22 protein-coding genes, 1 tRNA gene and 1 pseudogene are annotated in these 23,842 nt (G+C 44.0%); 13 read left to right on the forward strand and 11 right to left on the reverse strand.

Going from position 1 to position 23,842, the window contains the following annotated elements; genetic code table 11:
* The first annotated feature begins 8 nt into the window (after positions 1–8).
* Both KN811_RS01310 and KN811_RS01315 read left to right on the forward strand, forming a co-directional pair.
* Positions 9–1,397, forward strand: a complete 1,389-nt coding sequence (locus KN811_RS01310) for a RagB/SusD family nutrient uptake outer membrane protein (protein ID WP_187966173.1) — start codon at positions 9–11, stop codon at positions 1,395–1,397.
* Between the two features lie 19 nt (positions 1,398–1,416).
* Entirely contained in the window at positions 1,417–2,814 is a 1,398-nt protein-coding gene (locus tag KN811_RS01315; protein ID WP_187966174.1) for a TlpA family protein disulfide reductase, read from the forward strand.
* Positions 2,815–2,930: 116 nt separating this feature from the next.
* On the opposite strand, the gene KN811_RS22080 is transcribed toward KN811_RS01315, so the two are convergent.
* From KN811_RS22080 to KN811_RS01330, 4 genes are all read right to left on the reverse strand, one after another.
* On the reverse strand, positions 2,931–3,194 hold the full coding sequence (locus tag KN811_RS22080; RefSeq protein WP_425596674.1) for a DUF6520 family protein: 264 nt from the start codon (positions 3,192–3,194) through the stop codon (positions 2,931–2,933).
* Positions 3,195–3,250: 56 nt separating this feature from the next.
* Entirely contained in the window at positions 3,251–4,384 is a 1,134-nt protein-coding gene (locus KN811_RS01320; RefSeq protein ID WP_187966175.1) for a hypothetical protein, read from the reverse strand.
* Positions 4,381–4,830: a MauE/DoxX family redox-associated membrane protein gene (locus KN811_RS21985; RefSeq protein WP_345725291.1), complete on the reverse strand. Its 450-nt coding sequence runs from the start codon at positions 4,828–4,830 to the stop codon at positions 4,381–4,383. Before KN811_RS21985 ends, KN811_RS01320 begins: the two co-directional genes overlap by 4 nt.
* A gap of 170 nt (positions 4,831–5,000) precedes the next feature.
* Complete coding sequence (locus tag KN811_RS01330; protein WP_187966177.1) at positions 5,001–5,681, reverse strand: response regulator; 681 nt, start codon at positions 5,679–5,681, stop codon at positions 5,001–5,003.
* Positions 5,682–6,696: 1,015 nt separating this feature from the next.
* On the opposite strand from KN811_RS01330, the gene KN811_RS01335 reads away from it, so the two are divergent.
* The 5 genes and pseudogenes from KN811_RS01335 to KN811_RS21770 all read left to right on the forward strand — a co-directional run.
* Positions 6,697–7,086, forward strand: coding sequence for a plasmid mobilization protein (locus tag KN811_RS01335; protein ID WP_187966178.1), 390 nt, complete (start codon positions 6,697–6,699; stop codon positions 7,084–7,086).
* A complete protein-coding gene (locus tag KN811_RS01340) occupies positions 7,071–8,360 on the forward strand; it encodes a relaxase/mobilization nuclease domain-containing protein (protein WP_187966179.1) in 1,290 nt (429 codons plus the stop codon). The genes KN811_RS01335 and KN811_RS01340 overlap by 16 nt, the downstream gene beginning before the upstream one ends.
* 176 nt (positions 8,361–8,536) lie before the next feature.
* Positions 8,537–8,671, forward strand: coding sequence for a hypothetical protein (locus KN811_RS21910; protein WP_282097928.1), 135 nt, complete (start codon positions 8,537–8,539; stop codon positions 8,669–8,671).
* A 51-nt stretch (positions 8,672–8,722) separates the two neighbouring features.
* The gene (locus KN811_RS01345) at positions 8,723–8,899 is read left to right on the forward strand and encodes a hypothetical protein (RefSeq protein WP_187966180.1); all 177 of its coding nucleotides are present in this window, start codon (positions 8,723–8,725) and stop codon (positions 8,897–8,899) included.
* A pseudogene (locus KN811_RS21770) lies at positions 8,883–9,866 on the forward strand (recombinase family protein); the annotation flags it as partial. The gene KN811_RS01345 and the pseudogene KN811_RS21770, both read left to right, overlap by 17 nt.
* A gap of 532 nt (positions 9,867–10,398) precedes the next feature.
* On the opposite strand, the gene KN811_RS01355 reads toward KN811_RS21770, so the two are convergent.
* Positions 10,399–10,480 (reverse strand) — tRNA-Leu (locus tag KN811_RS01355).
* Positions 10,481–10,814: 334 nt separating this feature from the next.
* On the opposite strand from KN811_RS01355, the gene KN811_RS01360 reads away from it, so the two are divergent.
* From KN811_RS01360 to KN811_RS01370, 3 genes are all read left to right on the forward strand, one after another.
* Positions 10,815–11,285 (forward strand): carboxymuconolactone decarboxylase family protein, encoded by a 471-nt coding sequence (locus KN811_RS01360; protein WP_187966181.1) that lies wholly within the window; start codon positions 10,815–10,817, stop codon positions 11,283–11,285.
* A gap of 170 nt (positions 11,286–11,455) precedes the next feature.
* Positions 11,456–11,794, forward strand: a complete 339-nt coding sequence (locus tag KN811_RS01365; protein ID WP_187966182.1) for a YciI family protein — start codon at positions 11,456–11,458, stop codon at positions 11,792–11,794.
* A gap of 210 nt (positions 11,795–12,004) precedes the next feature.
* Complete coding sequence (locus KN811_RS01370; RefSeq protein ID WP_216334641.1) at positions 12,005–13,240, forward strand: RNA polymerase sigma factor; 1,236 nt, start codon at positions 12,005–12,007, stop codon at positions 13,238–13,240.
* 55 nt (positions 13,241–13,295) lie between these two features.
* Here the strand turns inward: KN811_RS01370 and KN811_RS01375 are convergent, their stop codons facing one another.
* Positions 13,296–13,793: a DinB family protein gene (locus tag KN811_RS01375; protein ID WP_187966183.1), complete on the reverse strand. Its 498-nt coding sequence runs from the start codon at positions 13,791–13,793 to the stop codon at positions 13,296–13,298.
* A 263-nt stretch (positions 13,794–14,056) separates the two neighbouring features.
* On the opposite strand from KN811_RS01375, the gene KN811_RS01380 reads away from it, so the two are divergent.
* Entirely contained in the window at positions 14,057–15,580 is a 1,524-nt protein-coding gene (locus tag KN811_RS01380) for an ATP-binding cassette domain-containing protein (protein WP_187966184.1), read from the forward strand.
* Positions 15,581–15,657: 77 nt separating this feature from the next.
* Positions 15,658–16,290 (forward strand): hypothetical protein, encoded by a 633-nt coding sequence (locus KN811_RS01385; protein ID WP_187966185.1) that lies wholly within the window; start codon positions 15,658–15,660, stop codon positions 16,288–16,290.
* Positions 16,291–16,486: 196 nt separating this feature from the next.
* On the opposite strand, the gene KN811_RS01390 is transcribed toward KN811_RS01385, so the two are convergent.
* From KN811_RS01390 to KN811_RS01405, 4 genes are all read right to left on the reverse strand, one after another.
* Positions 16,487–17,014: a DinB family protein gene (locus KN811_RS01390; protein ID WP_187966186.1), complete on the reverse strand. Its 528-nt coding sequence runs from the start codon at positions 17,012–17,014 to the stop codon at positions 16,487–16,489.
* 140 nt (positions 17,015–17,154) lie between these two features.
* Complete coding sequence (locus tag KN811_RS01395) at positions 17,155–18,270, reverse strand: peptidylprolyl isomerase (protein WP_187966187.1); 1,116 nt, start codon at positions 18,268–18,270, stop codon at positions 17,155–17,157.
* 42 nt (positions 18,271–18,312) lie between these two features.
* Positions 18,313–18,987, reverse strand: coding sequence for a gliding motility-associated peptidyl-prolyl isomerase GldI (gene gldI / locus KN811_RS01400; RefSeq protein WP_247716382.1), 675 nt, complete (start codon positions 18,985–18,987; stop codon positions 18,313–18,315).
* Positions 18,984–19,997, reverse strand: a complete 1,014-nt coding sequence (locus KN811_RS01405) for a DHH family phosphoesterase (protein WP_187966188.1) — start codon at positions 19,995–19,997, stop codon at positions 18,984–18,986. Before KN811_RS01405 ends, gldI begins: the two co-directional genes overlap by 4 nt.
* 165 nt (positions 19,998–20,162) lie before the next feature.
* On the opposite strand from KN811_RS01405, the gene KN811_RS01410 reads away from it, so the two are divergent.
* Positions 20,163–21,182: an alkaline phosphatase D family protein gene (locus KN811_RS01410; protein ID WP_187966189.1), complete on the forward strand. Its 1,020-nt coding sequence runs from the start codon at positions 20,163–20,165 to the stop codon at positions 21,180–21,182.
* Between the two features lie 216 nt (positions 21,183–21,398).
* Here the strand turns inward: KN811_RS01410 and KN811_RS01415 are convergent, their stop codons facing one another.
* Positions 21,399–23,750 carry a TonB-dependent receptor gene (locus KN811_RS01415; protein WP_187966190.1) on the reverse strand — a complete coding sequence of 784 codons (2,352 nt, stop codon included), beginning with the start codon at positions 23,748–23,750 and terminating at the stop codon, positions 21,399–21,401.
* Positions 23,751–23,842 lie beyond the last annotated feature (92 nt).

The following is a 23,842-nucleotide window of genomic DNA, read 5'->3' on the forward strand; positions in this document are numbered from 1 at the left end:
CCTGAATAATGAAACCAAGATATAATATCGCATTGTTGTTAAGTATACTCTTCTTCATGATGTCCTGTGAAGATTTTGTAGCAATCGATCCTCCCAATTCCCGCGTGGTCAGCGATGTGGTCTTTGAAAACGATGTCCTGGCGATCACCGCCATGAACGGGGTCTACCACCAACTTTTTCAACTCTCGAATTTTGCCGGTGGTGGCATACATTCCGTGACGGTTTTAGGTGGATTATCTGCCGATGAATTTCAGTTGCACAACACCCTTCTTTACCCCGGGCTCCCCGAGTTTTACCAAAACCAGGTCAGTATAGCCAACAGCCATAACCTGTCTTTATGGAGCAGTGCTTATAACACGATTTATAATGCCAATGCTGTTTTGGAGGGGCTGGAAACTTCACAGGGAATAACCGCGCCTGTAAAAAAACAATTGGAGGGAGAAGCCCTGTTTGTCCGGGCTTTTGCTCATTTTTACCTGGTTAACCTGTTTGGGGATGTCCCCCTTATTACCACAACAGATTATACTGCCAATGCCCTGGCTTTCCGGGTTTCTGAAACGGACGTTTATAAGCAGATCATACAGGACCTTACTACGGCACAGAAGTTATTGGAAGACACCTATCGCGATGGGGAACGAACATCTCCTAACCGTTTTACGGCGTCTGCACTTTTGGCCCGGGTGTATTTATTCCTGGAAGATTGGGAAAATGCCGAAATGATGGCATCAGAAGTTATTGCGGCACATGACCTGTATGTCCTGGAAGAAAACCTGAACGCGGTGTTTTTAGCGAACAATAGAGAAGCGATATGGCAAATTTCCCCGGTAGGCTCCACAGGGCAGACCTATGAGGGCAACCTTTTTATTTTAAACACCCCCAATAACTTTTTGACCCCGATGTCACTGAGCAACACACTTGTCCATTCCTTTGATGATACAGACCAACGATTTGCCGATTGGGTTGGTATTTTGCCCCAGGATGCCGATACGCTTTATTATCCGTATAAATACAAAATCTCCTTTACCACCGAGGCTCCTTCGGAGTATTCCACAGTTTTTCGGTTGGCCGAACTGTACCTTATCCGGGCGGAAGCCAGGGCACGGCAGGGTAATATTCCCGGCGCACAGGAAGACCTGAACCACATTCGTGGGCGGGCAGGCCTTGAAAATACTATAGCAACCACAGAAGAAGCGCTTATTAGCGCCGTTTTATCGGAAAAAAGACGGGAGTTCTTTGCCGAATGGGGACACCGCTGGTTAGACCTGAAACGTACAGGTAGAGCAGCTACTGTATTATCGCCTGTCAAACCCAACTGGAAGCCTACTGCCGTTTTGCTTCCCATTCCGGAAGCGGAACGCTCCAAAAATCCCAACCTGACCCAAAACGAAGGATACTAACACACAAATAACAAATACGATGAAAAAAACAGTTTTTATATTCCTGATCTTTCTTTCCTGGACCTATGGAGAAGCCCAGGAAAACCATTATCCCGAAATCGGAAAGCCGGTCCCAGATTTTACGTTAAAAAACATGGAAGATTATACTCATACTAAAATTCGTTCCCAGGACCTGAAAGGAAAATTTGTGATCCTATGTTTTTGGAGTAGGTTTTGCTCGGGTGCCATTAAAAACCTGTCCAAAATGAATACGCTTTACCAACAATTCAAGGGGAAAGCAGAAATTATTTGCATAGGAGGTGAGCACGAGATAAGTCCTGGCAGCTATATGCTCCCGGGACAAGAACCCGGTATGGATAAGCTGAAAGAACTATATACGCAACTTAAAGACCTGCAAGGACTGGAAGTCCCGATAACCTTCGACCCCGGGTTATTTCAGCGTTTTGTTCCCAGGACCGTTCCTCATATCTTATGGATCGATGATAAGGGCATTGTACAAGCCATCACAAGTTCCAATTCCATAAATGCAGAAAATATTCAGTCCTTTTTAGAAGGGAAGCCTTTCTTCTTTTGGGACGAATCCTATGCGGCAAGGCAGGAAAGAAAACAACACACCTATGATCGTCAAAAGCCCTTTTTAACCGATAGTAACGGGGGGAAGGACACTAATTTCCTGTACCGTTCCTTACTGGCCTCTTATACAAGAGATATGCACAAGGTTCCCAGCCTGCCTTATTCTATGCAGCAGGTATACCGTACTCATGGTTATACACCTCAAGGATGGTTAGAGGGTTGGGCCACGTTGCAGGACTTCTATAAAATGGCCTATTTGGCCTATTGGTGGTTGACTAATGAAGAGAAAAAAGAACCAAGGGTAAAAAACCATTATAACCGGGTCGTTTTGGAGCTGAAGAACGATTCTCTGTTTACGGATTACGATTATGAAAGCCGTAAAAACATGTATGTGTATAGCCTTATTGTACCCCCGGAGAGAGCTACTCCGCAGTACCTAATGAAAACCATGCAACAGGATTTATACCGTTATTTTGGGTATGAGGCTAAAGTAGAAACCAGGACACTTCCTTATTGGCGTATTACAGCTCCTGAGAATACTCAAAGAAAATTAAAAACCAAAGGAGGAAAATATGCTTTGCTTGGGAATGGTTTTACCCGGATAGGTTTTCGAAATGTATCGATGGACAAGTATCTGAATGCCTTGTTATATATGATAAGAGCTACCGTTCCTATACCCATTATCAATGAAACCGGGATCGAAGGATATATAGATATTAAAGAAACCGAAGTGCTTTTGTCAGATTTTGAAGCGATCAAACAGCTTTTAAAAAAGCAGGGGTTTATAATAGAAAAGGCAGAAAAGGCCTTTGAGGTGATTGTGATTTCAGATAAAAGATCATAGTAACGGAGTTTCTCCGCTCTGTTATTTTGTTTCTCATGTTTACATTTAAAAAAGCGTTGGAGCAATTACGCTCCAACGCTTCACCCCATCATAAAATCAGGTGCTAGGTTTAAGCATCAGGGGTCCCTGCGAAGAGGTTCGGAACATAGGGTTCCATCCCTGAACCCATAAACCTGCTCTCCTGAAGTCAGCGTACACATTGGCCCTGTAGTTCCACAATCGACAGTAACTTCCTGACATGATTGTGGATTCTCCAGTTGAATGAACTCACCTTCCTCCTGGGCACCGGTCATATGAACCGACGCAAAAGAGAAAGCGATCGCAAAAACGAATGCCACAGTGGGCAAAACAATTCTGAGTTTTTTCATACTTGAAAACATTTTAGTTAGACATAGTGGCCTACTTTTTCTACAGGTTTCAGCCTCCTTTCCTGATCCTATCGCGATAAGATGTCTTTTTTCTTGTTATTATGAGTTCCCGATAGATGTACTTCAGCGCTTTGGGACTGTAAGTCAGGGAACCATTTCGGATGCAGCTCATACACCAGGAGGTGCCGGTGATGTATGGCTATCAAATGCCGGTCGGTCACAGCAAACTGGTTAAGTTTAAACTCCTCATAAGGATAAATATAGAAGCTGAACTTATAGGTGTGGTCCTGGATGTTATATACATCAATCACCGAAGTTTTGTTAAACGTTTCCAGGCTTTCATTTTTGGCCATAAGATCAGAATGGACAAAAAGCAGTTCCCCGGAAGTATAGCTGTCTTTATTGACCATGAACCCGGGAGCCGATAATGTGGTGGAATACTGCGAGGGTATAGAAGCGGTCTTTATTTTAGCCCGGCTGTTGGTATCAATGGTTTTGCCGTAAGAAAGAAGGTTTAAAGAGGTATCCATCACCATATATTGGTTCCGGTAATGGTACAGGTAAATAAGTCGGGACAGGTCTTTGTTGTAATGAAGCATACCATCCGTACAAAAAATACCATCTATCTGTTTTTCCAGTAATCCGGGAACCAGCTTAACATGGGGAACCTTATCGGTTTCTTTGCCCAGCACATATTCCCGGGTAGTGCTGCTCATGGTTTTAAGGATAAATGATTTAGGACCTATAGGAGTAGCATCACTAAAATAGGCGCTGTCATACATAAAACGGCGTGCGTGCCATGCTCCTAACCTTCCCCTCAACAACCCCGGGGCAATACCATCCGAAATATAAAAGTATGGAGGTAATACGGACACCCTGGTATTTCTGCTAAAAGTAATCGCTTTGGGATTTTCTACCTGTATGGTAATATGGATGGTGTCCAGTGAAGGCAGGTCGACTTCCAATACATGCAATGGGGCGGTCAGATTGCTTAAATACACCTTATCCCTATCTGTTCCCGCAAAATAATAGGAATTGTAATTCAGGTCAATTTCCTTTACCGGTATAACCGGGTGTGGAGGGAAGAACCGATTAAAACTGTTGTGCTTATGTGTGAGTTTATCCGAAAGGGCATAAAGTATTACGACTGCCAGGACACTAAACACAAAACATAAACCTAATGTGATACCGGAGTTTTTCATGAGAATAGGGGTTTATCAAGTTCTTTTTGAGTTCGAAAAAGTAAAACACCAGTCATAGCCAAAAGTACAATACCAAGATTAAAAAACAGGTGCGCGGTCCATCCCATCTGATCCAGTATCCCTCCGCAGGAACAAGGGATAAATGGGCTAAACATCAATATGATGATAATATAAGTGGTAAACATGACCATCATGCAGAAAGAAGCATATAAAGCCGGAAGTCTAAGACGGGGAAAGGCCAACATGACCGAGATAGCCAGTTCGGCTAAAGGAACCGCTATGGTGATCCATCCCCCTATGGAAGTGAGCACCGGGGATTGGCCTACCTGTACCCGGAATTTCTGATAATCCATGAGCTTACTGCCTGCTGCATATACAAACAAAAGGATCAGCAGAAAGCAAATGATCTCAATACACAGTTTTCTATGTTTGAAAATAAAATACATTACGGGGTAGTTTTATATTTTAAACTGAATTACAATAAGTTAAGACATGATAAAATTACAACAGGGTGCCGGATAAATCGTTGAGGAAAATCCACGTATTTTTTGAGGAAAGTCCACAAATTTTGTGGTCTGATAGTATATTTTGTCGGGTTAAACCCGAATATATGCGATTAAATAAACCCTTTGTCCCTGGCTTTTTTGAGAAGCTCCCAATCTTCGCCCCCTTTTACATTAAAAATTTCCTTGAGATGCTGTTTTCGTTTTTCTATCGTGGAAACCGTCAGGGATAAATTATTGGAGATGGTTTTCATTCTGTGTATGCCCAGGGAAAGTAAATGCAGCAACTTCCGATCGGTAGCATCCAATGTAAAATCATGGCTTATGTACTGTCGTAAAGATTCGATGACGGTTTTACTATAATAGGGAAGGCCTTCGATCAGACGGGGTATGGCGATATCGAATTCAGCAATGGTAAGGTCATCCTTAACCAAAAAGCCCTCCGGTTTGATATGTTTTAAAATGTTATGTATGCGGTAATGATCGTTATACATGGTTACGACAATAATCTTGGCTTTTGGCTTTGCTTTACGGATTTTTAGTCCCAGGTCTTCCCCGGATATGATGTCACCGTTTGAGGATGGAGGTAAACGCATATCCAGAAATACCATGTCAACAGGACGTATCGTATAAACCTGTTCAAAAAGATAAAGTGCATCATCAATAGTATGGGCTGCTTTTATATGGAAAGAAAAACCATGCTTTTTGGCCACCTGCCCGAGGATATCTGCAAAGACCTCTGTGATTACAGGATGGTCATCAATAAGGATGATATGATAACGGCTCTTTTTCATTATCTTATTTCTGAAAGGGGAAAAACTCAAAAGAAGAGGTTAAGTTACTTAAATACAATAATATAGTTGTTGCAAAAAATAGGCTTTGTGTTGCAAAAAACAGGCTTTTTTATCAAGGATTTCTTAAACCCTTCTTCATCTTCTCATACGTTATTCCTTAACATTTAAAACCTTATGACTAAATTATTTCCGAACAACGAAATAGAGGTTACAAGAATCCGGGTTTTTAGTTGCAAAAATTCGGTTTTTTTGTGAAGGCTTTCTTGAAAATATCCCCGGTTTCCTGTACTTTACTCCCTGACATCAAAAACCTTATGACCAAATTACCTGAAAATCAGCTAAAAAGTGTTGGAAAAATTCGGGCATTACTTGGAAAAATTCGGCTTTTTTAGGATAGATACCTATGGCTTGTCTTGATATAACTAAATTTTGTTGCATGGAATACCACATGGGCCTATCTGCCGGGCTACTTGCTCAAGGCAGGTAAAGGCGGATTTGTACCATATAAAGTTCTGAAATATTTTTTGTTACTATTGGAAATGCACTTGTCACATACGGATTATTTTTTAGATGTAAAACCTTATAAAATAAACTGTAACTACCTGTTAACACAGAGTGATATTTCCGCTAATATATCTCTTCGACGGTTTGGGAAAACAACCAAATATTTTCTTAAAAGACTTACTGTCAGTAGTCAGGACGATCCAAAGGATAGGAAAACCCGAAAATTCTTCGTAAATTTGTAGCACTCGCAGCAGAGGATAACATAGGGTACATTCATTTCCCCTTCCCAGAGTTCCCGGTTATCATCTGTCATTCCACAGCTTCCCTTCTTACATAAGAAGTCTTTAAGTATTATCAATCTTATGAAAGACTTTTTTAAGAAGGTTACCGATTGCTGTCGTTATTGCAATCGGCAAGATGAACGGCTGTATCACAGCCGGGTTTGATCCGTCGGTACTCCAAAGTCGTGACGGTGATTTTTTTAGGTATGTTGAACCATGAAAAGGATCGTATGAAAGAGAACAACAGCAGAACCAAATGGCTACACCTGCGCCTGACCGAAGCAGAACACCAACGTATTCAGAAAAATTTTTCCAAAACCACGCACACCAGGTTGAGCAGCTATGCCAGGGATATTCTCCTTGGTAAACCCATGATCGGGAGCTATCGCAACCAATCCCTACAGGATGTCCTTGCCGAACTTTACAAATTACGCCGGGACCTTCACGGTGTATCCAATAATTTTAACCAGGCCGTCCGCAAACTCCATACCCTGAGAAACATTCCGGAGTTTAAAAGCTGGATACAGCATTATGACCGGGAATACATCAAGCTGTCATCTTCGATCCTGGATATATTGGGTTACATCCGAAAAACGGCAGATCTATGGTTGCGATCCTAAAGCCCGGAAAATCATTAAAACAGTCGTTTTATTACAACGAGAACAAGGTGAAAGAAGGCATAGCCGAATACCTGTGGGCTGAAAATTATCATAAGACCACGGCAAAGCTGAGCCAGGAGGAACGGCTTTTATTGCTTGAGAAACAGGCCGGGTTAAACCCGGATGTCAAGGTTAACAGCCTGCATATTACCCTGAACTTTGATCCTTCCGAACATTTATCGAATAAACGATTGATTACCATAGCCAAAGATTATATGCACCGGTTAGGCTTTGGCAACCAGCCTTATTTGGTATATCGTCACTACGATGCCGGGCACCCACATGTACATCTGCTCACCACGAATATCGAAGCGGACGGCAAACGGATCAGTTTACACCACCTGGGTATCCGTAAATCCGAACCTGCTCGTAAGGCTATTGAAGAAAACTTCGGATTAGTTAAAGCCGAAAGTCAAAAACAAGCTGATTATAAGCTACAACCCGTAGTTGCCCAAAGGGTACAATATGGCAAATCTGCCACTAAAAAAGCCATTCAAAATGTTTTGGTCCATGTTCTGGACACATACAAATATGCTTCCCTCCCAGAGCTTAATGCCATTTTAAATCAATACAATATTACCGCAGACCGGGGACAGGAAAACTCCCGGATGTATCGTAACGGTGGATTAGTCTATAAAATATTAGACACACAGGGAAAACCCATCGGGGTTCCTATCAAAGCCAGCTTATTCTATAACAAACCCACTTTAAAATCCCTGAAGAAGAAGTTTTTGGAGAACAAACAAAGAAAAGCCAGGGATAGGCTTCGGTTAAAAAACACCATTGACAAAATACTATTGCGAAAGGAAAATATCGCTTTGTCTGAATTTGTAAAAGTTTTGAGTAAGCAGGGTATTCACACAGTTTTAAGACAAAATGAAGAAGGAAGGTTATATGGGATCACTTATGTAGATCACCGGACACAAAGTGTCTTTAATGGTAGTGAGCTCGGTAAACCCTACGGAGCCAAAGCCATGCAGGAAAGATTGGGATTAAGGGAGGTTTCCGAGCCGAATATACATTCCGCTCGGAAACCGGGGATTGGGTTACAGCCGCAGCATACTGCGGCAGAAACCAAAGACATTTCCAACGCCCCGGAGCAAATCACATCTGAAGAACCAGAAGGACATACCGAAACCGTTTTGGACCAGCTACTCCAAGTGGAACAGGTACCAGATTACCTGCCTTACCATCTAAAAAAACACCGAAAGAAAAAGAAACGCAAAAAAGGATGATAATTATGAGGAAAAGAAGATGTTAAACAATGAAGTTTGTGGCCACGTTTGTTTTTGGTTTTAGCCAAGTCTTGTGCTCTAAACAGCAGACCAACACGCTCCCGGGACAACGGAAGCGGTTGGCCTTCGGTGCACCCAGGTCAAATAATTTTCCGCTTAAAGCCGCTGCGCTATTTATGGAAAATTATTTAAGCATGTCCCTGCTGCGGGGTATCCTCGCAGGGCCAGCGACCTGGGCACATCTGCTGTTTGGTGGCGTTGCCGAAAGGATAAGCCGAAGGGCACGCGACCTGTCTAAAACCAAAAAATGAGAAAAAAGTATGATGTAGAGGATTGTTGAGGATTTTAGGTAAACGGGAAAAATGAAGCGAGAAAAGATGAAGAAGATTTCCCCCGAACAAGCGCACAGCATGTTAAAAAAAGAAGGATTGGACATTAGTTTAGAACAAGCAGAAGAAGTATTGGTATTTTTACGGAAAATGGCTAATATCGTAGTATCTAATTATTTAAACCAAAGTAATCATGGGGAAGATAGCTGACTTATATGTACGGGTGAGTACGGATGAACAGGCCGACAAGGGATATTCCCAAAGGGACCAGGAGGAACGGCTGAGAAAGTATTGTGAGATCAACCACATCCATATCCGGGAGGTGATCTATGAAGACCATTCGGCCAAGACCTTTAACCGGCCGGAATGGAAAAGGTTATTGTTATCTCTTAAAAAGCATCGGAATAAAATAGACCTTGTTTTGTTCATAAAATGGGATAGGTTTAGTCGAAATGCCGGGGATGCTTACCAAATGATAAGCACGTTGAGAAAGTTAGGCGTAGAACCCCAGGCTGTGGAACAACCTTTGGACTTGTCCATTCCCGAAAACAAAATGATGTTAGCCTTTTATTTAGCCGCCCCGGAAGTGGAGAATGACCGCAGGTCCTTAAATACCTTTTTTGGGATGCGAAGGGCACGGAAGGAAGGCCGTTATATGGGAATGGCACCGGTAGGCTATGCCAATAAGATCAGGGAAAACGGTACTAAGTATATAGCTCCAAAGGAACCGGAAGCCTCCGTTGTCCGGTGGGCTTTTGAAGAAGTGGCGCGAGGTGTCTTTAACACGGCTCAGGTATGGCAAATGGCCCAGGAAAAAGGATTTAAGAAATGCAGGAGCCGTTTTTGGACGATGCTGCGAAACCCGGTGTATTGCGGAAAAGTATTTGTACCCAAATACCAGGAAGAAGAAAGCCGTTTGGTAGAAGGACAGCATGAAGGATTGGTTTCCGAAGAATTGTTTTACCAGGTACAGGAGGTGTTGGATGGCAGGGGAAGAACCTATCGTCCTAAAGTACAGGTGATAGATGAGCTACCACTTCGTGGTTTCATGTTATGCCCGCAGTGTGGTAAACTTCTGACCGGAAGCAAATCCAAAGGACGAAGCAGGTATTATGCTTATTACCATTGCACAAATGGATGTTCCCACCGGGTAAGGGCAGAACGGGTCAACCAGGTTTTCGAAAGTACTTTGAGCGCATATCTTCCGCATCAGGAGATTAAAAAATTATATACTTCATTGATCGTAGAAGCCTACAACGAACAAACCCAAAGCATAGGGGAGAAGAAGCGTCAAATTTTAAAGCAGATCAAGGATTATGAAGGACGTCTATCGTATGCCAGGGATTTACTAGCTACCCGGCAGATCGATCCTTTGGATTACCGGGACATGAAATCAGACTATGGAGAGGAGATAAGCCAACTGGAAAAGAAACTCACCAGGATAAATAATGACACGGAAGACGTGGAAGGCCTGTTAAATGAGGGAATTGATAAGCTGTTAAAGCTCAATATTTGTTTTAAAAGAGGAGGTTGGGAAGATTCCCGGGGGCTGATCGGTTCGATTTATCCCGAAAATCTGACTTTTGACGGATTCTCTTTTCGAACCACCAGGATCAATGAAGTGGTGCAGCTTATCTATCACATTAACAAGGAGATAACTCCAATAAAAAACGGAACAAAAAAGAATATTTCTCTTTTGTTCCGTCAAGTGCGCTCGAGAGGATTCGAACCTCCACACCTTGCGGCACTGCCGCCTGAAGACAGCGTGTCTACCAATTTCACCACGAGCGCATTTTTAAATAAGAACTCCCTTTCTTAAAAGGGTAGGCAAAACTAAATAATCTTTGGGAATTGACAAAGCGTTATTTTAAAACATTTTTAAAATAATGATAAAGCTGTTGAATTACAGGTAGATTTATATACATCGGGCTCCGGAACAGGGGAGAAAAAAGGTATATTTGAAAAAGAAAAAGGTGAAATATCTTCCGGGAAGTTTAAACGAGTTCATTGTCAACAATCGGGTTTTTTAATAAAAGATAAAAAAATGAGATAAGCTGTCCAATTTCTTTGATCCCGATCATTATAGAGGTGTAAAACATTTCATAATCATTTAAAATCAAAGAAAATGAAACAGCGAATTAACATTCAGGAACATGGCAGGGAAGCCATGAGCGCATTGGTGCCATTGGGAAAACATCTGGCAAAATCTCCGTTAAAACGATCCCTGTTAGAGCTCGTTTATTTCAGGGTGTCACAGATCAATGGTTGTGCCTTTTGTCTGGACATGCACGCCAAAGAACTGCGTGCCATGGGAGATACGGAAGAGCGTCTTAATGTAATGGCCGCATGGCGCGAGGCTCCTTTTTATTCCGACAGGGAACGCGCGGCACTGGCTTATGCGGAGTCTCTTACGGAACTACCCGGCGGAGGAAGGCTGGTGCCCGATGAGATTTTTAACGAGCTCAAAAAGCATTTTTCCGAAACAGAGATCATTGACCTGACCGTAGCTATTTTTGCCATCAACGGTTATAACCGGATCAATATTGCCTTCGGGGCGCCGGTGGGAACTTATGAAGTGGGACAGTTCGCGAACTGAAATATAAAATAATGAAATTCCCATACTTGTTTTCGAATATCTCACCTGTCCTGTACAAGAGACGGAAGCGATTGTTTTTTAACTGAATATTTGGGACAGAGGACCGATGACGGATATGTGCATCAGTCGTCGGTCATCGGTCTTCCGTCCTCTACCAAAAATACAAACACATGAAAGAATTTGTTTTATTGTTCAGACAACCGAGCTATGATTACAGCGAGGTGTCACCCAAAGAAATGCAAGCCCTTGCTCAAAAGTGGAAAGACTGGGTAGGAAATATAAGTTCACAGGGAAAACTGGCAGATAATGGTATCCGCTTGTCCCTGGAAGGAAAAGTGCTTAAGCCCGGAGGGGTCATTACCGATGGTCCTTTTGTGGAAATTAAGGAACGTTTAGGCAGTTTTATCGTAATAAAAGCCGATAATATTGAGGAAGCAACAACACTGGCCCACGGTTGCCCGGCGCTCGATGCAGGCGGAAGCGTGGAAATAAGGCCTGTTTTCGGGTAAAAATTGAAACTGTATAAACAAGAGACTGTCTCAAAAGTAATCTTTACGTCAACCTGAACCCCGATGTATCGGGACAAGCTTTGGTTCAGGTTCCCATAACGATTGTAAATCAACATGATGAGATTCCGAAACATTTCGATTGTACTCAGTACAGGCAAGTTCGGAATGACGGTTTCCAAGACTTTTGAGACAGTCTTTTGACCGTGATCTATGGAAATGAAAGAAGAAAACGTATTAAAAGACCTCTTTCAGCGGGAATTTTCCAAAATGGTGGCTGTGATCAGCAAACTGTACGGATTGCAGCATATCGAGATTGCCGAGGATATTGTGAGCGAAACCTTTTTGGTAGCTGCGGAGACATGGGGCGTAAAGGGTATGCCCGAAAACCCCACGGCATGGCTTTATGTGGTGGCCAAACAAAAAACGCTGTATCACTTCAGGAGAAACAAAATATTCGATGAAAAGGTGGTCCCGGCATTGCCCAGGGATCCGGAAAATCACGGAAACACAACAATTCCGGATTTTTCCGAAGGCAACATCAGGGACAGCCAGTTGCAGATGCTCTTTGCTGTCTGTAACCCGGCGATCACAAGTGAAGCCCAGATGGGGCTGGCACTTCGTATTTTATGCGGTTTTGGTATCGATGAAATAGCCGAAGCCTTCCTGTCTAAAAAAGATACCATCAATAAAAGACTGTTCCGGGCCAAAGATAAACTACGGACAGCAAACATAAAGATGGAATTTCCTCCGGAGCATGAGATAATTCCCAGGCTGGACAATGTGCTGCATATTATCTACCTCCTCTTTAACGAAGGTTATTATTCCAGGACACAAAATCATATTTTGCGGAAAGACCTGTGCCTGGAAGCTATGCGCCTTGGTATAATGCTTTCGGAATATGAAAAGACCAATCTTCCAAAAACGAACGCCCTGATAGCACTGATGTGTTTCCACGCCTCACGGTTCGATGCCAGGCAATCGGAAGGGAATAACTTTATCCTGTATAAACACCAGAACCCGGAACTATGGGATAAAACACTTATAAAACAGGGTATGCGTTTCCTGGAACTTTCTGCCCGGGGAGAGGAAATAAGCTCTTATCACCTGGAAGCGAAAATAGCCTGCTGGCATTGTTACAGGGAAGACACTGCAGAAAAATGGGAGGATATACTGCAATTATACGACAGTTTGCTGAAACTGAATTATTCTCCCGTGGTGGCGCTTAACCGTATATATGCTTTATATAAAGCAGAGGGAGAACGGGCAGCCCTGGAAGAAGCAGAAGGCCTGAACATGGAAGGCAGCCACTTTTATTATGTGCTCCTGGGAGAGTTGTATAAAAACATGAACAGGGAAAAAGCCAGGGCCAGTTTAAAGAAAGCGTATGCCCTGGCCGGAACGCCACCGGAAAAGGAAGAGATACAGAAGCAGATAAACGGGTTGTAAGTATAAACAAACAAAGCGGTCCGGGACCGCTTTGTTGTATCGTATAGCAAGGTTATTATCTTTCCCAGAACGGAGGAGGGGTAACTCCCAGGGCGCGGAGGTAGACATACCCTTGTCCCCGGTGGTGTATTTCATTGTCGATAAAATAGAATAAAGAAGCATAGATCTGGTTTTCATACTGACCGAAAGCAACGTCCGTTTCCTGGAAACGCTGAGGGGATATCTGCGGCCAGTATGTATCGATCTGTTCCGTGGTCTTATCCCAGAGTTCCAGGAGGCCTTCCTTGGTTTTGGGAGCAGTCCCGTGGTCCAGCTGTTCCCATTTTCCCGTAGCGACACCTACAATGCCGGGATGGGCGATCGTGATCATTTCCATGACCAGTTCAGCGAACGGGCGCATTCCGCCAATGGAGAATTCGTAAAGTTCCTTTTCCGGAAAAGCCTCTATGACCCGACGGGTGAGACTACGGTGCCCCTGCCAGTGTTTAACAAGATCTTCGGAAGTAACTACCGGGTGATTGATGGTTGCGTTTTCAGCATTTTTGGTTTCCATGATTTTATTTTTTAAGGTTTCTGTACCACAAAGTAAATGGCAGGTGGTGACAACCCTGTGTCAGCAGGAAAAAAGATTTTTTTAAAATTATTGTTATTGTAGTGTCGGCCTTTTTATTTTGTTGATTTTTAAGTTATTGAGTCTCGTTACTTTCAGTTAAGTGTCGTTGAAAGGAAATGGGAAATACCAGGGTAGTACAGGGAAGTTGTACATTCGTTCGAAGAAACAGAACAGTACAATTAAAAAACAACAAACAATTTGTTATGTCCCGGAATCTGTCTGACATTGTTATAGATTGTAAAGAAATTTCCTTTGTACAAAAGGGATATGCCGTTTTAGAGGCCATTACTTTTCAACTGTACCGGGGTGAAGCCCTTGCCGTGGTAGGGACTTCCGGTGCCGGAAAGACTACCCTGGGAAGGTCGCTTGCCGGAAAATTGAAGCCCACATCGGGAGAACTGGTTGTCAGTGCATCCCGGGTGGTCATGGTAGAGCAGCAAGATCAGTTTTTATCCATTTCCGGCCGGGGAAATACGCATTACAGCCAGCGCTATGAAGCGCAGGATACTTCCGGATTGCTCAGTGTTGACGGATATTTGCACCGGGTTCAGAAAGAGATCCGGGCCGGGGATGATGATATCAAAGAGGTCGTGCAGCAGACAGGCATAGCCCATATCCTCGATCGCAAACTGCTTCAGCTCAGTAACGGGGAGAGGAAGCGTACCCAACTGGCCGTAGCCCTGCTGCGCAAGCCGGAAATGCTGGTGCTGGACCAACCCTTCGTAGGACTGGATGTACAGTCCCGGGAAAAACTGTCGGCTATCTTGCGGGAAATGGCAAAAACAGCCGTTGTGGTAGTGATCTGCGGAGCGAACCAGGTCCCGGATTTTACAGATAAAGTTCTCGAACTGGAGAAGGGGAAGGTCAGGGAGTTCACTCAGCGGACTGCCTTTAAGGCCCTTCCCGTTAAAAATAATATGGCATTAAACGGTTCTCTTTTCAGTACATTACAGGTACCGCCCGGCAGGAAGGTATTTGATGTTGTTGTCGATATGATCGATGTAAATGTAAGGCTGGGAGGAAAACATATCCTGAAAAATGTCAGTTGGAAAGTAAAAAGGGGAGAGCAGTGGGCCCTTACCGGTCATAACGGCGCAGGAAAAACCACATTGCTCAGCCTGATAACGGCCGACAACCCGCAGGGATACAACAATAACCTAACCTTGTTTGACCGCCGTCGCGGCACGGGAGAAAGCATCTGGGACATTAAAAAGGAGATAGGCTTTGTATCGTCTGAGCTGCACCTGTATTTTCTGAGGGGCCGGGGAATACTCAATACCATACCGGGCATAGACAACGGTTCAAGGGAAGTGTACAGTACCCTGAGCTGCCTTGATGTTATCGTATCCGGATTTAACGATGAGGTAGGCATCGTCACGGAACCCTCCGAATACCAGCTCAACATCGCCCGTCACTGGCTGGGCATATTGGACCTGGACCGCCTGGAAAAAAGTCTGTTCGCTCATGCTTCACTGGGAGAACAGCGGTGTATTCTCCTGGCAAGGGCCCTGGTGAAATTCCCTTCCCTGCTGATACTGGATGAACCTTTACAAGGGCTAGACGACCAGCAAATAGCGTACTTCAAAGCACTTCTGAATCAAATATGTAAAACCCTGGGAACTACCATGATCTATGTATCGCACTACAATGATGAAATACCGGAATGTGTGGGGCATATCATTGAGATCAGCCAGGGAGAAGTGATCCGGAAAGAACCCGCTAACTGATTTTTTAACACCGGGGAAGATTGGTTATCACGATATTAAGAAGTATATTTATATACTTCTTAATAAAGATCATATCGATGTTAAAGAAAATATTTCTTCCGTTAAGCCTGGCCGTTTTCCATATGGCCACCGGGCAAAACTGTACACAGGAGTTAGAATCCGTCCTCCCGGAAGGGGAGCATGTTTTTAAAGAAGTACACTTTAAGCACAAAGGAAAAAAGGACTCCCGCATCTTTCCGGAAAACCTGTCTTATGTAGACCATCAAGGCAGAATACACGGTGTTGTGCCGGATGATATGTATAATGCTGTGGTACGTAACGAATTCAATTTAAAAAAGAAAGCCAGGGCCACGGATATGGTAATAAGGGAATCGGGAATGAACTATAAGGTAATATTCAGAGGTGATGTTGTGGAATTTATCCCTGAGGAAGAAAATAGCAGTCTGACCTCCTTTGCCATAAACTGCAATGCCAATATGTTGATACTGGGGAACAGGAAAATTGAACTGGAAAAGGAAAAAGTGGCCGTAGCACATCCCGATAACATTTTTAATAGCCAATGGGAAGGGTATTCCTGGAAGCCTGCGGAAGAAAGTCAGGGAAAAGTTTCGTCGTATAGCTTTACTATTGCCAGGATAAGGAACAGCGGTAAAACATATATAGAGATAAAAACTCCGGATAACCGGCATTACAGGTTATTGTCGGGCTGAGAAGACTTTCTCTGAAGAAAGAAATCCCCGGAAGTTTTGAAATGCCTCCGGGGATTTTTTATGAATGCCCATAACCGAAAATCCGGATATCAATCAACTTGATAATCAAGGTATTACATCTGACCTTTAAAACCTAACGAAGTGGTTCATGAACACCTTTGAAAAAACAAATAAATATTAACAGATGAAATATATGCTATTGCCGTTCCACATTGTAGAGGTTGTAGTCCGTCATGGGCGCGTCGGTAAAACCTAGGTTTCGGCCTATGGTGATAACCTGTCCGCGGTGATATGTGCTGTGGGTAACACAGTGCATCACATACTCGAAACCCGGAAAATCGGAAGTGAACCAGGGGCTTTCGATCAGGATCTTCTCTTCAATACTTTCTCCTGTTAAGGAATTAATGTAGTCTGCAAGTTCAGAAGATTGTTGCAAAATATTTGTAAAGGCATCTTCCGGTGTGCCGTTAAATTCTTCGAAGGTTTTTGGTTCCTCTTTTTTTAAAATGGAATACCAGTATCTTTCGGTTTGCCAGATATGAGCCAGGGTTAACTTAATACTGGGAAAACTGGAAGGAACTTCCCGTTCCACAACACTTTCGGGTTTGGTTCGTAGCCATTCTACAAGCCTTGTATTGGCCCAGAGATTATAGCTGGCATAGTTTTTTGCCAAGGCGTTGATGGCTGTGTCCTTCGTTCCGGTCGGTAATTTTTCTTGTGACATGTTTTTTGTTTTTGGTATTTCAAAGATAGGATGTCACAATGACAACTGTATGGCAGTAGTGGGAGAGATTTTGAAAAAAGGGATAAAAAATACCCCCGGCAAGATCAGGGCCGGGGGTATATCATCTTGTTTTTTAAGAATTAGTCTGCCATTTCGGTAATTTCCACATCAAAGACCAGGTCGGCATTGGGAGGGATAACACCTCCTGCTCCCGCCTCGCCATATCCGAGGTGCGAAGGGATAAAGAGCCTTGCTTTATCTCCTACTTTCATTTGCAACAACCCTTCTCTAAAGCCGGCGATCAAGGGAGAGTCGGGACCGTAAAGCATGGGGATGGGAGCGTATCCTCCAAGCTGTTTTCTGCGTTTATCTACGGCGTGGAATTGCTCTACGATACTCAGTTCGTTAGAATCGAACAGCATGCCCGAATCCAGGAAACCGGCATAGTTGACCATAACGTTATCGCCTTCCTTCGGTTTTTGGCCGCCTTCGGCCTTGTTGAGGTATAATATTTTCAATCCGCTGGGCAGTTCTTCTGCTTCATCCTGCTGTGTTTTGAATTCTGCGGCTAAGGCATCTGCCACTTTTTTGATATCTCCTTCGCGTTTGTTGACCTTGTCAAAATAGTTGGTCATCACTTTAATGGCATTAAAAGCATTGGCTTCTTTACCGTTACGGATAATGGTAACTTTATCCATAACCACATCTTCGAGCGGTTTGTTTGCGTCCGGCGAGGTCTTTACATTGGCAATGCTGTCCACCACTTCAATTCCTTTCACCACCTTGCCGAACACAGCATGCCTGCCGTTGAGCTGAGGCGTAGGCACATGAGTGATAAAGAATTGGCTGCCATTGGTATTCGGGCCTGCATTGGCCATGGACAGAATGCCTTTACTGTCATGCCCCAGGGTGTCCACGATCTCATCTTCAAATTTATAACCGGGACCAAATCTACCCGTACCCGACGGATCTCCGCCCTGTATCATAAAGTCTTTGATGACCCGGTGAAAAGTAACCCCGTCATAATATTTTTTGCCCTTTAGGCTGTCAGATACAAACGGGCTGGTCCCCTCGGCCAGGGATATGAAGTTCGCCACGGTAACCGGGGTCTGCCCGTAGTATAACTGAAGGACGATCTCGCCTTTATTGGTTTCGATATCAGCAAAAATACCATCGCCCAGGTCGGGGTGTTTGGTACTTTTACATCCTAAAGCTATCAGGGCAATAAGCAAAAGAGCTGCGTTTATCTTTTTCATGTATACGATATTATTTATGGTTATTAGTTATTCATTATCAAATTACATCACGGAGTCTTTCCCGTTCTCATTTTTTTGATTCCCGGGCGTAGCCGAAGAGTTTTGGTCCCTGAGCCCTTCGATCAACTCAGGATAAACTAAAGCCGAAGGGCTGTCTTTGGCAATTTCCAGTATATCCAGCAGGGTTACCGTACTTTTAAGGGGAACATTGACCCCTATGCGAACCTCGTCGCCATGATAACCGTAAGAAAGGGACGAAGGGAACATAAAAGTGGCAGTTTCTCCTTTTTTCAGTAATTTCACGGCAGTTCGCAATCCGGGGAACAGATCTTCCTTGTCCACCTTAAACTGAACTTCCCCGATCTCTTCTTTGCTGTATATGATGCTGTCATTGAGATGGCGGATATCATAACTGATCAGTACAACATCATCCGGTTTTGGTGTATAGGCATCCGTACTGTCTTTGGTGTTGTAGAAATACCAATACCCATTGGCGGAAGTATGGTAAGTATGAAGGCTGTCGTCCCGGATAAGCTCTTCGATCAGTTGTTGTTCCTGCTCCAGGAGATCCTTGTTCCGGTCTACCGATTTTTTAAAGAATTCCCCTGTTTTTACAGTCACCGGGCGCCGGGCTTCCGGTTCTTTGCAACTGTAAAGTGTCAGTCCGAAACACATTAGCAGAAAAAAGCGTGCTATGTTCTTTTTATGGTGGTTCATACGGTTAATTCTTCTTTGTAATCGGCCAGCAGTGTTTTGAATTTTTCTATGGTCTCTTCCATAGGCAGATCGCTTCGTCCTCCGGCAGCATTGATATGCCCGCCGCCGTTAAAGTGTTCCCTTGCCAGGGCATTGACGGAGAAGTTGCCCACGGAACGCAGGGATATCTTAATAAAATCTTCCTGGGTATCCTCTATAAAGATCACCGAAAATTTTACATCTTTCAGGGACAGGCCATAATTTACAAAACCTTCGGTATCTCCTTTTCTAAATCCGAATTGTTCGAGTTCTTTACGGTTGAGGGTAATGTATACGGTATTGTATTCCTTTAGCAATACCAGGTTTTTGAGCGCGCAGCCCAGGAGGTGCAGCCTGCTCAGTCCGTTGGTATCGTAAACGGCATTATGTATATCGGCGTTTTCAGCTCCCTTGTCTATGAGGTCGGCCACAACCCTGTGCGTTATGCTGGTGGTGGAGGGGAATCGGAATGAGCCGGTATCTGTCATGATCCCCGTATAAATGCAGGTGGCGATATCCCTATTGATCTTTTCGCGATGTTCCATACTGTCTATGAAATGATAGATCATCTCACAGGTAGAGCCCATTTTCGGGTCGGAATACGTGTATTTGGCATAATCATCGGGCTGTTCGTGGTGGTCTATCATAGCGAAGACCGCCTTGCTTTTTTCCAGTACCGGTTTCATGTCTTCCACACGATCCAGGGAATTAAAATCGAGCGTAAAGATAAGATCGGCCTTCTCGATAAGGGGCTTTGCGATCTTGCGTTTGGTGTCGAACTTCAGTATATGTTCGTTGCCGGGCATCCACTTCAGGAAATCCGGATATTCGTTGGGGGCTATCACCGAGGCATTGTGCCCCAGGAGCGTTAGATAATGATACATGGCCAGGGAAGACCCGATGGCATCTCCGTCCGGGTTTTTATGCGGAACTATGACTATGTTCTTGGGCGAAGCCAGTACGGCCGCGAGTTCTTGGATGTTTGTGTTCATAAGGGGCTAAGATACGATTTATCCTGATTTTTCATTCAAAATAATATTCAGATCATAAGGTAGAGCCGATGTTGAAATCCATAATTGTTAAAATAGTATACCCGAAAAATGATAACATGTAGTTAATACCGCAAGCTGTACATTTGTTTTTTTAAAAACGAACAAATGCGGCGATTATTTCTGTGGCTTCCGATAATATGCTTCCTGGCCTGCCAATCGGTAAAACAACGGCCTTCGGTTTCTGAGGCGGATTATGTTATAGCTTTCGGCTCCTGTAACAATCAAAGATTTGAAAATGTATTGTGGAAAGAGGTCCTGAAAAATGATCCTGAAATATGGATATGGGGCGGGGACAATATCTATTCGGATACGGATGATATGAATGTGATGCGGCAGCACTACAACAACCAGTTGCAGCAAAAGGAGTATCGCGAAGTAATGAGCCGCATGAAAATACTGGGCACCTGGGACGACCACGATTACGGGCTGAACGATGGGGGAGAGGAGTTCCATGCCAAAAAGGAAAGCCAACAGCTTTTCCTGGATTTTATGAGCGTGGATAATGACGATCCCCGGAGAACACAGGAAGGAGTGTACCATGCGGAGGAAATAAATACACCTGAAGGAAATATAAAGATCATTGTCCTTGATACCCGCTATTTCCGTTCGGCACTTACCGATACCAAAGAGACCGGGAAACGATACCAGCCCAATCCGCAAGGAGAAGGGACCATGTTGGGCAAAGCGCAATGGCAATGGCTGGAAAAAGAATTGTCTTCCTCCCGGGCAGATTTTAATCTCATTGTAAGCAGCATACAGTTCCTCTCCGGGGAACACGGTTTTGAGGCCTGGAGCAATTTTCCGCATGAAGTGGATCAATTAAAGCAATTGATCGCAACATCCGGGGCCAAAGGAGTGATCGTGCTTTCGGGCGACCGTCACATTTCGGAATTTTCCAGGGCACCGATAGAAGGGCTTTCCTATCCTTTGGTAGACTTTACCAGTAGCGGACTGACGCACTCCTATTCGGACTTCACCTCGGAATACAACCCTCACCGTGTTGGCAAGGTGGTTTCGGACATCAGCTTCGGGCTGCTCCGGTTTGATTTTGATAAGAAGGAAGTAACGATGCAGATCCGCGGCAGGGAGAATAAGGTGCTGGGAGAGTTGGTGCAGGGGTATTAGTTTTGGAGTCCTGGAGTTTTGGAGTTCTGAGTTGGTCCCTGAGCCCAAGCCGAAGGGTGGGGTTTTTTAAGATTGAAAAAGCCTTGCTGAGGGAGATAACTCTTTTCAGGCAAGGCCTGGATATGATCTGTTTGTTTTCTGGACGGGTAGATCGATGACTGGTGAGATGAATATACCCGTCATCCGTTATCGGCCCTCCGCCCCTCTGATATTCAGTTAAAAGTTAACGGTCAACCCCAGCCTGAAATTACTTCCTTTCCCCTTGGTATAAAGGTTTTCGCGGGTGAACCATTGAGAACGTGTAGGAAAATAGTCTTCGTTAAAGAGGTTTTCTACTGCAATATGGACTGCCGTACTTCCGGTGAGTTGGTAGCCTATGCTCAGGTTAACGATATTATAAGCCTCTACCGGTCCCTGATATACATCATAGGTGCCGTTTTCATTGAGTGAGAAGCGGTCGCGATCCCCGATGTGAACAAGCTCTGTATAGATGTTCAGTTTTTCTATGGGAGCATACTTTACATAGGCCGTTGTCTTTGGAGCGGCGATCCTGTCCCCGCCCAGATAAACATCTTCATCATCTGAAAAATCCCCGTCGTCATTCACATCCCGTTTGCCTTCAAGATAGCTGTAAGTACCGCCAATGTTAAGGTTATGGAAGGGCCTGTATTCTACGGTCCCTTCAAATCCATGAAGCCGTTCGGGACTTCTTAAAATGTTGAACACGCCTTCCTTGAATTCGCCACTTGACCCGAGTTTCGATGTACTGATAAACCCGACGGCTTCGATACGGAACTTATTGAATTTGCTGACGAGTCCCAGTTCGTAGTTATTTACTATGGAAGCCTCGGTATTGATATCCTTCATGTCCGTTACCCTGGCGGCCCTTAAGATGCTTCCTATATCGTATATGGAAAAGCCCTGTGAAAAGCTGAAGTAAGGACTTAGCCATCTGTATTTATTATATCTTATTCCTGCATTAAATACGGTTGCCGTATAATCCAGTTTTCCTCCTTTAACATCAATTCCGGGATTGTCGATCTCTCCCGTAACCGGGTTTACGGTGCGGAGGGTGGTATAATCATCGACTTTAACGGTTATGCGTTCTACGCGGATCCCTCCTTTCAAAATAAGGTTTTGCAGGAGAGAGAACTTCAATTGTGCAAAAGGAGCGAAGTTTACCATATCCATTTCAGGAACCCAAATACGGCCATCTACCAGGGGCTGTGAGGTAACGTCGTTGAGTAAATCTACCCCGTAAGTGGCCGATACGGATGCGTTTTCAGAAAAAATATGGGGTGTATTCAAAACAAAACGGGCTCCTTTTTTCTCCGAATAAATTTGTGATTGCCCCCCGAACTCAAAAACATCGGACCAGAAAAAGGTGTTTTCTACATCCTGATAATAAACATCCGCATTCAGGGAGGTATTTCCGTATATTCCCTGGTGATCGTAAGTTAAATGCAGATTATTGTTTTTTGTCCCCTGCGGTACCCCGGGAGGCGTGCCCGGTTCGGCGGTTGATTTTTGACGGGTGTCATAATCGCCGTCCACCTGTACGTAGTTTGTATTTTGTTTGGTGGTATAGCGATTATAGCTCAATACCAGTTTTTGGCTGTCTGATATGGCATAACCTATTTTGGCAAAAACACTGAGGCTGTTGGTTTCACCCAATCCGTATGTCGGGGGCAGTACATCGCCTTCGGCATCCTTGAATTCACCGGTTTGCTCAAAAGTGCCGTTTACCAGGTATGACCATTTTCCTGCCTTGCCGTAAAAATTCTGGTTTAACCGCGCTCCTGCGGTATTGTTTATATTGGCAAGAGACCCTGTTGCACTCAGGTCTGTACTTCCCGAAAAGGGTTTATCCCCGTAATTCTTTTTGGTGATATAATTAATAATCCCCCCTTCGGCGCCGTTACCGTAAATAGCTGAGGCCCCTTTTATCACTTCTACCCGTTCTATGATGGAGGGGTCCAGGGAGCGAATATCCAACTGGCCGTTTCGCAAGGGGGTGGACTGGGAAACCCCGTCGATCATAACCACAAAGTTTCTTCCCCTCAATTTCTGGCCAAAGTTGCTCGAAGTACCTGTACTGGGAGCGAGACCAGGGACCTTGGAGGTCATAATATCTGAAATATTGCTGGTGATCTTCATTTGCTCTTCTATAACATCCCTGGAGAGAATAGTTACGGTAGTGGCCAGTTCATCCCTGGATTCGGGAGTACGCGAGGCACTGATCACCACTTCGGAAAGGGATTGGACATCTTCGGTCATTATAAAATTATATGCTTTCCTGTCAGCAACCAGGTCGATGGTTTTTTTCACCTTATGAAACCCGATGGCACTTACCGTAATGGTAAACTTTCCTTTGGGAATGTCGGCTAGTGTATAGTTTCCGTGCATATCGGTAACTGTCCCCCGCTTTAATGATGATATGTAGATGTTAACTCCTGGTAAAGAACTCCCCTGAGTATCTTCTACTTTCCCGGATATCGAATATTGATCCTGTGACCAAACCGTATGCGACAATAAAATAAATAACAACGATAATCTGAAAATAGTCATAATGTAATTTCTCTAAAAATCTGGGCAAAACTACATCTATTTAGACTAAATACAAATTAAATTTTAAGGCTTTTTTAACATTTTTTGTTATA

The organism is Sinomicrobium weinanense, from assembly GCF_018863395.1.
GTDB classification, from domain to species: domain Bacteria; phylum Bacteroidota; class Bacteroidia; order Flavobacteriales; family Flavobacteriaceae; genus Sinomicrobium; species Sinomicrobium weinanense.

Excerpts from the sequence above, each read along its gene's own strand:
- KN811_RS01310 (WP_187966173.1), top strand. The coding sequence starts at position 9 with ATGAAACCAAGATATAATATCGCATTGTTGTTAAGTATACTCTTCTTC.
- KN811_RS01410 (WP_187966189.1), top strand. The coding sequence starts at position 20,163 with ATGCGGCGATTATTTCTGTGGCTTCCGATAATATGCTTCCTGGCCTGC.
- KN811_RS01385 (WP_187966185.1), top strand. The coding sequence starts at position 15,658 with ATGTTAAAGAAAATATTTCTTCCGTTAAGCCTGGCCGTTTTCCATATG.
- KN811_RS22080 (WP_425596674.1), bottom strand. The coding sequence starts at position 3,194 with ATGTTTTCAAGTATGAAAAAACTCAGAATTGTTTTGCCCACTGTGGCA.
- KN811_RS01380 (WP_187966184.1), top strand. The coding sequence starts at position 14,057 with ATGTCCCGGAATCTGTCTGACATTGTTATAGATTGTAAAGAAATTTCC.
- KN811_RS01405 (WP_187966188.1), bottom strand. The coding sequence starts at position 19,997 with ATGAACACAAACATCCAAGAACTCGCGGCCGTACTGGCTTCGCCCAAG.
- KN811_RS01315 (WP_187966174.1), top strand. The coding sequence starts at position 1,417 with ATGAAAAAAACAGTTTTTATATTCCTGATCTTTCTTTCCTGGACCTAT.
- KN811_RS01345 (WP_187966180.1), top strand. The coding sequence starts at position 8,723 with ATGAAGCGAGAAAAGATGAAGAAGATTTCCCCCGAACAAGCGCACAGC.
- KN811_RS01320 (WP_187966175.1), bottom strand. The coding sequence starts at position 4,384 with ATGAAAAACTCCGGTATCACATTAGGTTTATGTTTTGTGTTTAGTGTC.
- gldI (WP_247716382.1), bottom strand. The coding sequence starts at position 18,987 with ATGAACCACCATAAAAAGAACATAGCACGCTTTTTTCTGCTAATGTGT.
- KN811_RS01415 (WP_187966190.1), bottom strand. The coding sequence starts at position 23,750 with ATGACTATTTTCAGATTATCGTTGTTATTTATTTTATTGTCGCATACG.
- KN811_RS01340 (WP_187966179.1), top strand. The coding sequence starts at position 7,071 with ATGGTTGCGATCCTAAAGCCCGGAAAATCATTAAAACAGTCGTTTTAT.
- KN811_RS01390 (WP_187966186.1), bottom strand. The coding sequence starts at position 17,014 with ATGTCACAAGAAAAATTACCGACCGGAACGAAGGACACAGCCATCAAC.
- KN811_RS01370 (WP_216334641.1), top strand. The coding sequence starts at position 12,005 with ATGGAAATGAAAGAAGAAAACGTATTAAAAGACCTCTTTCAGCGGGAA.
- KN811_RS01335 (WP_187966178.1), top strand. The coding sequence starts at position 6,697 with ATGAAAGAGAACAACAGCAGAACCAAATGGCTACACCTGCGCCTGACC.
- KN811_RS01360 (WP_187966181.1), top strand. The coding sequence starts at position 10,815 with ATGAAACAGCGAATTAACATTCAGGAACATGGCAGGGAAGCCATGAGC.
- KN811_RS21910 (WP_282097928.1), top strand. The coding sequence starts at position 8,537 with ATGGAAAATTATTTAAGCATGTCCCTGCTGCGGGGTATCCTCGCAGGG.
- KN811_RS21985 (WP_345725291.1), bottom strand. The coding sequence starts at position 4,830 with ATGTATTTTATTTTCAAACATAGAAAACTGTGTATTGAGATCATTTGC.
- KN811_RS01365 (WP_187966182.1), top strand. The coding sequence starts at position 11,456 with ATGAAAGAATTTGTTTTATTGTTCAGACAACCGAGCTATGATTACAGC.
- KN811_RS01395 (WP_187966187.1), bottom strand. The coding sequence starts at position 18,270 with ATGAAAAAGATAAACGCAGCTCTTTTGCTTATTGCCCTGATAGCTTTA.
- KN811_RS01330 (WP_187966177.1), bottom strand. The coding sequence starts at position 5,681 with ATGAAAAAGAGCCGTTATCATATCATCCTTATTGATGACCATCCTGTA.
- KN811_RS01375 (WP_187966183.1), bottom strand. The coding sequence starts at position 13,793 with ATGGAAACCAAAAATGCTGAAAACGCAACCATCAATCACCCGGTAGTT.